Here is a 12,643-nt window from a genome sequence, read left to right on the forward strand (position 1 = left end):
AACCGAATGGGCGCTTCCCTCCCCCCCTGTGGGGGAGGGCTAGGGTGGGGGGACACCACGCCCGCCCTGTCGAAACCTAAGCTGAAAGTCCGCCCATGAGCACGCGTCTTGCCAAAGGCGGTCGCCTGATCGACCGCACCACGAAATTGGAATTTTCCTTCAACGGCAAGCGGTTGACCGGGCATCCGGGGGATACGCTCGCCTCGGCCTTGCTCGCCAATGACCAGATGCTGGTGGGGCGCAGTTTCAAATACCACCGTCCGCGCGGGATTGTCGCGGCGGGGCCAGAGGAGCCGAATGCGCTGGTGAACCTTGGCACGGGCGCGCGGCATGAGCCGAACCAGCGGGTGACAACGACGGAGCTGTTTGACGGGCTGGAAGCGACCAGCCAGAACCATTGGCCAAGCCTTGAATTCGACGTGGGCGCGATCAACAACAAGCTGTCGCGGTTCCTTCCGGCGGGGTTCTATTACAAGACCTTCCTGTTCCCGCGTGCGTTCTGGAAGCATGTCTTTGAACCGATCATCCGCAAATCGGCGGGGCTGGGGAAGGCCCCGAAAGACCGCGATGCGGATCGTTACGAGCAGGCCTATGCCTTTTGCGATCTGCTGATTGCCGGGGGCGGGTTGGCGGGCTTGCAGGCGGCGCTGATTGCGGGGCAGGCGGGGCTGCGGGTGATCGTGATGGAGCAAGCGGCCCATTGGGGCGGGCGTGCGCCGGTTGATGGCGTGCTGGTGGATGGCGTTCCGGCGGGCGATTGGGTCGAGGCGACGCTTTCGGCGCTGGCCAAGATGGAGAATGTCACGCTGCGGGCGCGCTGTATGGTAGCGGGGGTCTATGACCACGGCTATGTGCTGGCCGACGAGCGGGTGGCGGACCACACGCCCGGCGACGGGCGGCCGAAGCATCGGCTGTGGCGCATTCGGGCGGGGCGGATTCTGGCGGCGACCGGGGCGATTGAACGGCCCTTGGCCTTTGCCGGGAATGATGTGCCGGGGGTGATGCTGGCCGCCTCGGCCCGCGATTTCGTGGTGAATTTCGGGATCAGTCCGGGCGACCGGACGGTGGTGGTGACCAACAACGACGACGCCTATCTGACGGCGATTGCCTTGAAACAGGCCGGGCTGGACGTGGCGGCGATTGTCGATGCACGGGACAATCCGACCGGGCCCGGCGTCGACAAGGCCCGCGCCTTGGGTCTGCGTGTGGCTTCTGGCAAGGCTGTGGCCAAGGTCAAGGGTGGCAAGCGGGTTGTCGGCGTGGCGCTTTGCGCGCAGGCCGGTGAGGGGACGGCGACCGAGGAACTGCCTTGCGAGGCGGTGGCGATGTCGGGCGGTTGGTCGCCTGTGGTGCATCTGTGGAGCCATTGTGGCGGGAAACTGCTGTGGGACGAAAGCCTGTCCTGCTTCCGCCCCGATGCGGCGCGGCCTCCGCTGAACCATGATGGCAGCGCGATGGTTCTGGCCTTGGGCGCGGCGAATGGGCATTTTCTGGCGGGCGATGTGCTGGCCGATGCGTCGCAGGTGGCAGCCGAGGCGGTGAAACTGGCAGGCAAAGCGCCTGGCCACGGGGCCAAGGTAGCGACGAACCCGCTGGAGGGGGCCACGATGGCCCCGGTCTGGGTGATGCCGCAGGGGGCGCCGGTCAAGCTGCGTTCAAAAATGTGGCTCGACTATCAGAACGATGTGAAGGTCAGCGATGTGCAGCTTGCGGCGCGCGAAGGCTATGTTTCGGTGGAACACACGAAACGCTATACGACGCTGGGCATGGCGACGGATCAGGGGAAACTGTCGAATATCAACGGTTTGGCGATTTTGGCCGACAGTTTGAATATTGCGATCCCCGAGGTTGGGACGACCACTTTCCGCCCGCCCTATGCGCCTGTCACCTTGGGCGCGCTGGCAGGGGAATCGCGGGGCACGATTTTCCAACCCGTGCGGCAAACGCCGATGCATGGCTGGCATGAGGGGCAGGGCGCTTATCTGGAGCCCGTGGGTCTGTGGCGCAGGCCGTTCTGCTATCCGCGCAGCGGTGAAAACCATGAACAAGCGGTGCATCGGGAAATCCTGAACACGCGGGACAATGTGGGGCTGCTGGATGCGTCAACCCTTGGCAAGATCCTTGTCAAAGGGCCGGATGCGGGGCGGTTTCTGGACATGCTTTATACGAATGTCATGTCGTCCTTGCCCGTGGGCAAATGCCGCTATGGGCTGATGTGCAACGAACAGGGCTTTCTGTCGGATGATGGCGTGGTGGTGCGTCTGGCCGAGGATACTTGGCTTTGCCATACGACATCCGGCGGGGCGGACCGGATCCATGGCTGGATGGAAGACTGGCTGCAATGCGAATGGTGGGATTGGCAGGTCTATACTGCCAATGTGACCGAGGAATACGCGCAAATTGCCGTTGCGGGCCCGAAAGCGCGGATGCTGCTGGAACGGCTCGGTGGGATGGATGTTTCCGCCGAAAGCTTCCCCTTCATGACAATGAAAGAAGGCACGCTGGCGGGACTGCCGGTGCGCGCCTATCGGATCAGCTTCTCGGGCGAATTGTCTTATGAGCTGGCCGTTCCGGCGGGGCATGGGCTGGCGCTGTGGGAGGCTTTGGTGCGTGAAGGGGCGGCCTTGGGGGTCATGCCCTATGGGACCGAGGCGATGCATATCATGCGGGCCGAAAAGGGTTTCATCATGATCGGTGATGAAAGCGATGGGACGGTTATTCCGCAGGATCTGAACCTCGACTGGGCCATTTCCAAGAAAAAGGCCGACTATCTGGGCAAGCGGGGGCAAGAGCGCAACCATCTGGTCAACCCGGATCGGTGGAAATTGGTGGGCTTGGAAACGCTGGACGGTTCGGTCATCCCCGACGGAGCCTATGCGGCGGCCGAGGGGGTGAATGCCAACGGGCAGCGGAATGTCGAGGGGCGGGTGACGTCCACCTATTATTCTCCCACGCTGAAACGCGGCATCGCGATGGGTTTGGTCAAGGGCGGCATGGCACGGCTGGGTGAAAGCGTGACCTTCCCCAAAGTGGGCGGCGGTCAGGTGGTGGCGCGGATCGTCGATCCGGTGTTCTATGACAAGGAAGGGGCGAAACAGAATGTCTAAGGCGGTTTCGGCCCTTGGGGGCGTTTCGTTCGAAGGCTTTGTGACTGTGCGGGAAATGGGGCCGCTGGGCATGATTTCCCTGCGCGCCAAGCCCGATGTCAAGGGGCTGACGGCGGCGTTGAAGGTGGCGGCGGGCCTGCCCGAACAGCGGCGGATTGTGATGGATGGGGACAAGGCCACCGCCTGGATGTCGCCCGACGAATATCTGCTGATCGTGCCCTATGATGGGGTCGGCAAGGCGATGGAGGCTTTGGCCAAAAAGTTGGAGGGCCAGCACCATCTGGCCGCCAATGTGTCCGATGCCCGCGCCGTGTTCCGCATCGAAGGGGAAAAGGCCGATCAGGTGATTGCGAAACTATGCCCCGCTGATTTGGCGCAAATGGCGCCGAATGAGGTTCGCAGGACCCGCGCCGCGCAGGTGGCCGTCGCGTTCTGGAAGGATGAAACGGGCTATACCCTGGTTTGTTTCCGGTCGGTTGCGGCTTATGTCATGGGCTTGCTGGAGCATTCGGCGCAGCCGGGAAGTGAGTTGGGCTGACACCCAAGACCTGTGTTCCTTGCAAAATCGGATCCGTCGCCTATCCTAACGGTGTTTTCAGCACCTATAGGAGATTCCCATGCGATTGTTTCCAATCCTTGCCGTGTCATGCCTGACGCTTGCGGCCTGCACCGCAGGCACGATCCAAAGCGTCGAACATTCCCAATGGCCAATCTATGAAGGCCTAGCCCCAGACCACAAGGCTGCGATTCGAGAGCGCAACCGGTTGGTGCGCGACCGCCCCGGTGCGCAGTTCGTGGTCAAGGGGCGCGGCGAATGCGGGGCCATCCGCGTGCGCTTTGGCGACGGCACATCGACCGAGGTGCGCCCTGCGAATTTCGACGGTGAGGTGAGCGTGCCGCATACCTATACCGGTTGGAGCGGGCCGAAAAAGCTGACAGCGGAAAGTGTTGAAAACTGCATCGGGCAGGTCAGCAGCACGGTGAATGTGGAACCCGCGCAGTTGAAGATCGCTATGTTCGGGCGCCCGGCCAGTGCCTGCACGCCGGTGCCGGGTTTTCCGCCGGTGCGGGCAGGCAGTCGGGTGAGCGTGGACGCCATCACCAATCCGGAATCGATGATCAGCTTTAACGGTGTGATCAAGCGCGGGATCGACGGGTCGCCCGAAGTGGCGCTTGGCCCGCCCTATGCCTTTCCCTTCCCCGGCCTGAAGGCGCATTCGCTGGTCATGCGGATCGGGACGCAGGTGGAGCAGGGCGGCAAGGGGCGGTCCTTTGTGGCGAACCAGACCGGCCCGTTGGAGTTCTGCATCAATGACGATGTGCTGGGCGACAATGCGGGGGGCTGGGGTATTCTGCTGGCGGTGGATGAAACTGGCGCGGAATAGCGCCAAGAAAAGAATTTCGTCAACAATTCCAAGGGCGCGGCCATTCGCGCCCTTGACCTTTCGGGGCTTCGGTCTCTTATTGGAAAAAACCGACATATCCGCAAAGGAGCCCGAAAATGGCCTTTACCCTTCCTGATCTTCCCTATGCTCATGACGCGCTGGCCGCCCTTGGCATGTCGAAGGAAACCTTGGAATACCACCATGACCTGCACCACAAGGCCTATGTCGACAACGGCAACCGGCTGATCGCGGGCACGGAATGGGAAAACCAGCCGCTGGAAGATATCGTGACCGGCACCTATCAGGCGGGCGCTGTGGCGCAAAACGGCATTTTCAACAATGCGAGCCAGCATTGGAACCACAACCTGTTCTGGGAGATCATGGGCCCCGGCCCGAAAAAGATCCCCAGTGAGCTGGAAAAGGCGCTGAAGGACAGCTTTGGTTCGGTGGCGAAGTTCAAAGAGGAATTTTCGGCCGCAGGGGCCAGCCAGTTCGGTTCGGGCTGGTGCTGGTTGGTGCTGGACGCTGATGGCGGGCTGCGCGTGACCAAGACGGAAAACGGTGTGAACCCGCTGTGCTTTGGCCAGACGGCGCTGCTGGGCTGTGATGTGTGGGAACATTCCTATTACATCGACTTCCGCAACAAGCGCCCGGCCTATCTGTCTAACTTCCTTGAAAAGCTGGTCAACTGGGAAGCCGTCGCCGCCAAGATGGGCTGATCTGGCCTATGGAATGCGAAAGGCCCGCCGATCTGGCGGGCCTTTTCTTTTGGGTGACGTTTCGCCAGCTGAGTTTGTAGTGAGCCCATTTACAACGACAAAGGCCCGCCAACCGGCGGGCCTTTTCAATTCTTTCAGCAAGGCTTACGCGCGCAGGATCGAACGGCCCGCGTATTCGGCCACTTCGCCCAGCATCTCTTCAATCCGGATCAACTGGTTGTACTTCGCCAGACGGTCCGACCGTGACAGCGAGCCGGTTTTGATTTGACCGCAGTTTGTCGCAACCGCCAGATCAGCAATGGTGCTGTCTTCGGTTTCGCCCGAACGGTGGCTCATCACGTTGGTGTAACGCGCACGGTGGGCCATGTCGACGGCGGCCAGCGTTTCGGTCAGCGTGCCGATCTGGTTGACCTTGACGAGCATCGAGTTGGCGCAGCCCTTCTTGATGCCCTCGGCCAGACGCTTGGGGTTGGTCACGAAGAGATCGTCGCCGACGAGTTGGATCTTGTTGCCCAGACGGTCGGTCAGCAGTTTCCAGCCTTCCCAGTCATCTTCCGAACAGCCGTCTTCGATGCTGATGATCGGATAGTCGGCGGCAAGGCCAGCCAGGAAATCGACGTTTTCAGCGATGGACAAGGATTTGCCTTCACCCTTCATCTCATACTTACCGCCTTTGAAATATTCCGTCGCGGCACAGTCCAGCGCCAGACAGATATCCTGACCCGGCTTGTAGCCCGCCTTTTCGATGGATTTCAGAATGAAATCCAAAGCATCGCGGGCCGAGTTCAGGTTTGGTGCAAAGCCGCCTTCGTCGCCGATGCCGGTATTGTGGCCCGCGTCATGCAGTTCTTTCTTCAGCGTGTGGAACACTTCCGAACCCATCCGCACCGCTTCACGAATGTTCGTGGCCGCCACCGGCATGATCATGAATTCCTGAATGTCGATCGGGTTGTCGGCATGTTCACCGCCGTTGATGATGTTCATCATCGGCACGGGCAGGATATGCGCGTTGGTGCCGCCGACATAGCGATACAGCGGCTGACCCGTCACCTCTGCTGCAGCCTTGGCCACCGCCAGCGACACGCCCAGAATCGCATTCGCGCCCAGACGGCCTTTGTTGTGGGTGCCGTCCATTTCGATCATCGTGCGGTCGATGCCGACCTGATCCACCGCGTCAAAGCCCACCAGCTCTTCGGCCAGCTCGCCATTCACGGCGGCCACGGCTTCCAACACGCCCTTGCCCTTGTAGCGGCCCTTGTCGCCGTCACGGCGTTCCACGGCCTCATGTGCGCCGGTCGATGCGCCCGAGGGCACGGCGGCGCGGCCCATCGCGCCGCTTTCAAGGGTGACGTCCACCTCGATGGTCGGGTTGCCCCGGCTGTCCAGAATTTCGCGGGCGTGAATGTCGATGATCGTGCTCATCACTGTCTCCTGTCGGTTTGTGGGCTTTTAGCGCTAACAAAGCGCGCTTGGAAGAAAATTGCGACCCATTCGGCCATTCTGCGCAGAATTTGGAACAGGCTTGTGTCAAGGGTCTAGCCGTTTTTCAGCGGGCTGCCCAGCGGCTGGTTGCTGGCTAGGCTGGCCAGCGCGCGGCGCTTGCGCAAAGCCTCGCGCCATAGGGTGTAAAGCCCCGAGGCGATAACCAGTGCCGAACCGATCAGCGTCAGCAGATCGGGGCGTTCCCCCAGAAACATCCAAGCGAGCGTCATGGCGAACACCAGACGGGTATAGCGGAAGGGGGCCACGACCGACACCTCACCCATCCGCATGGCGGCTGTGACGGCGTAATAGCCGATAAGTCCCGTGATCAGGGCTGCGCCCATGTCGATGCTGCCCTTGGGATCCAGCCCAACAGGGGCGGTGTTCTGAAGGAGCATCAACAGCAGCCCGGCAGGGACCAGCGACATATAGCCCCAAGTCGTCAGCTGGAAGGTTCCGATGCTTGCGGGCATCATGCGTGTCGACAGGTCGCGCACGGACATCAGCACGACACAGGCGACGGTCAGCAGACCGGCCCAGTGAAAGCCCTCGGTGCCGGGGCGCAGGATGATCAGCACCCCGACAAAGCCGACGCAGATGGCCGACCAGCGCCGCCAGCCGACGGGTTCATGCAAAAACAGGGCCGCGCCCATGGTGACGATCAACGGCGTGGCTTGCAAAAGCGCGGAGTTGATCGTCAGCGGTATCAGCGACAGCGCTGTGACATATAGCATCGAAGCGCCACCTTCGGACAGCGAACGCAGCAGGGGCGCTGGTTGCACGGCTGCGCGAGTCAGAATCGGTTGGCCTATGCGGGCCGCAATGATCCAAAAGATCACCATGCCGCCAAAGCCCAGCAGGGCAATGACCTGACCGGGGGGCAGGGAACCCGCGGCGCGTTTCAGGAACAGATCCTCAAAGGCAAAGGCCGCCATGCTGCCGACCATCAGCAGCGCGGCGCGGGTGTTGTCCGGGCCGTTCATGTCTTGCTGGGCTTGGCCACCGGCACCGCCAATAGTTCAAGGCGGTGGCCGATCAGCTTGTATCCCAGCCGGGCGGCGATCTTTTCCTGTAGGTCTTCGATTTCCTGATCAATGAATTCGATGACTTGCCCGGTTGTGACATCGATCAGATGATCATGGTGATCGCGTTCGGCATCCTCATAGCGCGCGCGCCCATCGCCAAATTCCAAGCGTTCCAGAATCCCAGCCTCTTCGAACAGTTTGACCGTGCGATAGACCGTGGCGAGCGAGATTTTCGGGTCCACTGCGCTGGCGCGGGCATAAAGCTCTTCGACATCGGGGTGATCATCGGCGGCACCGATGACGCGGGCCACGATGCGGCGTTGGTCGGTCATGCGCAGGCCCTTGGCCTCGCAGCGCTGAATGATTGTGCTGTCTGCCATGACGCGCCCCCGTTCTTGCCCCGTCCATAGGCGATTTGATGCGCGTTGCAAAGCGGGGTGGCACTGCGGCAACAGGCTGGGGAATCGTCTTTCGACAGGCCCCCCCGATTCCCACAGCGGTGGATGACTTCATCCCACATTGCAGTTGCTGCGGCCAAGCCTGCCCCAACTAAGGAAATTCGGCACATGCCGAAAAGGTCAGCCGATTTGTCCACAGAATGATCCACGCCAGAACCCGCAGTCGTGTGAATAAGGCAAAATTGCGTCAAGCAAAAAATGCGGTATCAAAGGCAAATTTTTGCGTTGCGCTGCGCGGTCAAACACTTCACCTTGGCGTTCGTGGCCAATCAGCACACTAGATGTTGTGGTCATGCCGGGGGACGTAGGGTTTGTCAAAATAGGCCGTATTGACAGCGCATCGGCGCTGATGGCCTGATTTTCTTGCCCCGGCCGGTGATTTTTTGGTCATGAATCCGCGTCGAATCGCGGTTATAAACGGGGGCAGCAGGCATATGAAAATCGAACGCAATTTCACGACGGCGGAATCGGGGGCCTATGGCAAGCTGGGCTTCCGGCTGACCACGTCGGAAATCCGCAATCCGGACGGCAAGATCGTTTTCCGCAACGAAGCGGTGGAGGTTCCCGACGGGTGGAGCCAGGTGGCGTCTGACGTTCTGGCGCAGAAATATTTCCGTAAGGCGGGCGTTCCGGCCCGGTTGAAAAAGGTGAAAGAGGCGGGGGTTCCCGAATTCCTGTGGCGTTCGGTGGCCGATACCAAGGCGCTGGAAGCCCTGCCCGAAGATCAGCGGATCGTCGGCGAAACCAGCGCGCGGCAGGTCTTTGACCGGCTGGCGGGGGCTTGGGCCTATTGGGGTTGGAAGGGCGGTTATTTCACCGCCGAAGTCGACGCACGCGCCTATTACGATGAAATGCGCTATATGCTGGCCGCGCAGATGGCCGCGCCGAACAGCCCCCAGTGGTTCAATACCGGTCTGCATTGGGCCTATGGCATCGACGGCCCGTCGCAGGGGCACTACTATGTCGATTACAAAACGGGTGTGCTGACGAAATCCGCCAGCGCATATGAACACCCCCAGCCGCACGCCTGCTTTATCCAGTCTGTCAAGGATGATCTGGTGGGCGATGGCGGCATCATGGACCTGTGGGTGCGTGAGGCACGCCTGTTCAAATACGGCTCGGGCACCGGCACGAACTTTTCTTCGCTGCGGGGCGAAGGCGAAAAACTTTCGGGCGGTGGCAAATCGTCGGGGCTGATGGGATTCCTCAAAATCGGTGACCGCGCGGCGGGCGCCATCAAATCGGGCGGCACGACCCGCCGCGCGGCCAAGATGGTAATCATCGACGTTGATCACCCGGATGTCGAAGATTTCATCAACTGGAAAGTCATCGAAGAACAGAAAGTGGCCAGCCTGGTCGCGGGTTCCAAGATGCACGAACAGAAGTTGAATGAGATTTTCGCCGCGATCCGTGGCTGGGACGGCACGCCCGAAGGCGCGACCGATGTCACCAAGAACGAGGCTTTGAAAACCGCGATCCGTTCGGCGAAAAAGTCGATGATCCCGGAAACCTACATCAACCGGGTTCTGCAATACGCACGCCAAGGTTTTGGTTCGATTGAATTTCCGACCTATGACACGGATTGGGATTCCGAAGCTTACATCAGCGTTTCGGGCCAAAACTCGAACAACTCGGTCCGGGTGACCGATGCTTTCCTGACGGCAGTTAAGAACGACAGCGACTGGGCGCTGGTGCGCCGCACCGATGGCAAGGTCGCCAAAACGATCAAAGCGCGTGATCTGTGGGATCAGGTGGGCCATGCCGCTTGGGCCTGTGCGGATCCTGGAATTCAGTTCCACGATACCGTCAACGCTTGGCACACCTGCCCCGAAGATGGCGCGATCCGGGGGTCGAACCCCTGTTCGGAATATATGTTCCTGGACGACACCGCCTGTAACCTCGCGTCGATGAACCTGCTGACCTTCCTCAAGGCTGGCAAGTTCGACAACGCCGCCTATATCCACGCCTCGCGTCTGTGGACGATCACGCTGGAAATCAGCGTCATGATGGCGCAATTTCCGTCGCAGGAAATCGCGCAGCGTTCCTATGACTTCCGCACACTGGGTCTTGGCTATGCCAACATCGGCGGCCTCTTGATGAACATGGGGCTGGGGTATGACAGCGTCGAAGGCCGCGCCCTTTGCGGCGGTCTGACGGCGCTGATGACGGGCGTTTCCTATGCGACCTCGGCCGAAATGGCAGGCGAGCTGGGGGCCTTCCCCGGCTATGCCCGCAACGCGGAGCATATGCTGCGCGTGATCCGCAACCACCGCGCGGCGGCCTATTCGGCCAGCGACTATGAGGGGGTGAACGTCAACCCGGTGCCTTTGGACGCTGTGAACTGCCCCGATCAAACCCTTGTTGCCCTTGCGAAATCCGCTTGGGATGAGGCGCTGACGCTGGGCCAGAAGCACGGCTTCCGCAATGCGCAGACCACGGTGATTGCGCCCACGGGTACTATCGGCCTAGTGATGGATTGCGATACGACCGGGATTGAACCGGACTTTGCGCTGGTGAAATTCAAGAAACTGGCGGGCGGTGGTTATTTCAAGATCATCAACCAATCGGTTCCAGCGGCTTTGGAAAAGCTGGGCTATGGCTCGGCCCAGATCGCGGAAATCATCGCACATGCGGTGGGTCATGGTTCCTTGGGGCAGGCGCCTGCGATCAATCACACCTCGCTGATCGGTCACGGCTTTGGACCGCGTGAGATCGAAAAGATCGAAGCGGCGCTGCCCACGGCCTTTGACATCAAGTTTGTCTTCAACCAGTGGACGCTGGGCGAGGATTTCTGCAAAGGCACCTTGGGCATTCCGGCGGAAAAGCTGGCCGATCCGACCTTTGATCTGCTGGCGCATCTGGGCTTTACCCGTGCGCAGGTGGCCGCCGCGAATGACCATGTCTGCGGCACGATGACGCTGGAAAACGCGCCGCATTTGAAGGCCGAACACTATGCGGTTTTTGATTGCGCCAATCCCTGCGGCAAGACGGGCAAGCGTTACCTTTCGGTCGAAAGCCACATCCACATGATGGCGGCAGCGCAGTCCTTCATCTCGGGCGCGATTTCGAAAACCATCAACATGCCGAACACGGCGACCATCGGCGAAACGCTGGCGGCCTATGAACTGTCGCATTCCTTGGGCATCAAGGCGAATGCGCTGTATCGGGATGGGTCGAAACTGAGCCAGCCTTTGGCCTCGGCCTTGGTTGAGGATGACGAAGAGGCCGAAGAAATCCTCGCCTCGGGTTCCGTCATGGAAAAGGCGCAGGTGATTGCCGAAAAGATCGTCGAAAAGGTGATCGTCAAGGAAATCATCCGCAACCACCGCGAAAAGCTCCCGGAACGCCGCAAGGGTTACACCCAGAAGGCCATCGTCGGCGGCCACAAGGTTTACCTGCGGACCGGCGAATACAAGGACGGCACGCTGGGCGAGATTTTCATCGACATGCACAAGGAAGGCGCGGGCTTCCGCGCGATGATGAACAACTTTGCCATCGCGGTGTCGGTTGGTCTGCAATATGGCGTGCCGCTGGAGGAATTCGTGGAGGCCTTCACCTTCACCAAATTCGAACCGGCGGGCATGGTGCAGGGCAATGACAGCATCAAGAACGCGACCTCGATCCTGGATTACATCTTCCGCGAACTGGCCGTGTCTTATCTGGACCGTTCGGACCTGGCCCATGTGAAACCGCAGGGGGCGTCGTTCGACGATCTGGGCGGCGGCACGGATGAAGGGCGGCCGAACATCTCGACCGTCAGCGAAGTGAAAGCGTCGTCTTCGCTGGAGGTGCTGAAACAGATCAGCTCCACCGGCTTCCTGCGCAAGCGCGTGCCGCAAGATTTCGTGGTGCTGCAAGGCGGGATGGGGGCGACGGCCCTGACCGGGACCGATGGCGCGGCCCTGTCGATGCTGATGCCAGAGGCGCGGGTGGCTGGGTTTGCCGAAAGCGCATCCAGCTACACCATCGCCTCGGTGACCACGCCGATGGATGCAAGGGCAAAGGCGAAGATGCAGGGCTATGAGGGCGAAGCTTGCGGCGAGTGTGGGAACTTCACGCTGGTGCGGAATGGCACCTGCATGAAGTGCAACACTTGTGGTGGCACGAGCGGGTGTAGCTGAGTTTTGAGATTGGGTTGGGGCGCGGAAGGTGAGAGTTCCGCGCCCTAGCTTTCAGGCGAGAAAGAGACTGGCCTGAAGAGCAACCACAAATGGAAAGTGGCCAAAGAGCCATAGGAGGATGAGTGGTTCGTTTCAATTGGTCTCATCAACCATCCACAGCTTTGCCCAATCTTTTGTGTGGGGTGCTGGGGATAAAGATGCGAGGGCACCATCATGGTGGCGTTATATGGACCCTATTGGGTCGAATTTGAAAGCAATCTGGGCGGCGTTGGTTTTGGCACGATCGAAGTAGCAACCGTGTTCAGATTGCGGTGGGGGTCCATTTTGATCCTCGTTTGAGGACTGT

General features: G+C 60.5%; 9 protein-coding genes. 5 read left to right on the top strand and 4 right to left on the bottom strand.

Annotated elements, in window-relative coordinates; genetic code table 11:
• Positions 1-95 precede the first annotated feature (95 nt).
• The 4 genes from IE095_RS11815 (at position 96) to IE095_RS11830 (ending at position 5,211) form a co-directional block, all read left to right on the top strand.
• On the top strand, positions 96-3,107 hold the full coding sequence (locus tag IE095_RS11815; RefSeq protein WP_189411858.1) for a sarcosine oxidase subunit alpha family protein: 3,012 nt from the start codon (positions 96-98) through the stop codon (positions 3,105-3,107).
• Positions 3,100-3,645 carry a sarcosine oxidase subunit gamma gene (locus tag IE095_RS11820; protein WP_189411859.1) on the top strand — a complete coding sequence of 182 codons (546 nt, stop codon included), beginning with the start codon at positions 3,100-3,102 and terminating at the stop codon, positions 3,643-3,645. The genes IE095_RS11815 and IE095_RS11820 overlap by 8 nt, the downstream gene beginning before the upstream one ends.
• Positions 3,646-3,724: 79 nt before the next feature.
• Entirely contained in the window at positions 3,725-4,492 is a 768-nt protein-coding gene (locus IE095_RS11825; protein WP_189411860.1) for a hypothetical protein, read from the top strand.
• A gap of 116 nt (positions 4,493-4,608) precedes the next feature.
• On the top strand, positions 4,609-5,211 hold the full coding sequence (locus IE095_RS11830; RefSeq protein ID WP_189411861.1) for a superoxide dismutase: 603 nt from the start codon (positions 4,609-4,611) through the stop codon (positions 5,209-5,211).
• A 144-nt stretch (positions 5,212-5,355) separates the two neighbouring features.
• Here the strand turns inward: IE095_RS11830 and eno are convergent, their stop codons facing one another.
• The 4 genes from eno to IE095_RS11850 all read right to left on the bottom strand — a co-directional run bounded on the left by eno (position 5,356) and on the right by IE095_RS11850 (position 8,470).
• Positions 5,356-6,633 carry a phosphopyruvate hydratase gene (gene eno, locus IE095_RS11835; RefSeq protein WP_189411862.1) on the bottom strand — a complete coding sequence of 426 codons (1,278 nt, stop codon included), beginning with the start codon at positions 6,631-6,633 and terminating at the stop codon, positions 5,356-5,358.
• Between the two features lie 113 nt (positions 6,634-6,746).
• A complete protein-coding gene (locus tag IE095_RS11840; protein ID WP_189411863.1) occupies positions 6,747-7,676 on the bottom strand; it encodes a DMT family transporter in 930 nt (309 codons plus the stop codon).
• Complete coding sequence (locus IE095_RS11845; protein WP_189411864.1) at positions 7,673-8,098, bottom strand: Fur family transcriptional regulator; 426 nt, start codon at positions 8,096-8,098, stop codon at positions 7,673-7,675. The genes IE095_RS11840 and IE095_RS11845 overlap by 4 nt, the downstream gene beginning before the upstream one ends.
• A 198-nt stretch (positions 8,099-8,296) precedes the next feature.
• Positions 8,297-8,470: a hypothetical protein gene (locus IE095_RS11850; protein WP_189411865.1), complete on the bottom strand. Its 174-nt coding sequence runs from the start codon at positions 8,468-8,470 to the stop codon at positions 8,297-8,299.
• 140 nt (positions 8,471-8,610) lie between these two features.
• Here IE095_RS11850 and IE095_RS11855 point away from each other — a divergent pair, with 140 nt between their 5' ends.
• Positions 8,611-12,297, top strand: coding sequence for a vitamin B12-dependent ribonucleotide reductase (locus tag IE095_RS11855; RefSeq protein ID WP_189411866.1), 3,687 nt, complete (start codon positions 8,611-8,613; stop codon positions 12,295-12,297).
• Positions 12,298-12,643 lie beyond the last annotated feature (346 nt).

Source organism: Neogemmobacter tilapiae (assembly GCF_014652215.1).
Lineage (GTDB): Bacteria > Pseudomonadota > Alphaproteobacteria > Rhodobacterales > Rhodobacteraceae > Neogemmobacter > Neogemmobacter tilapiae.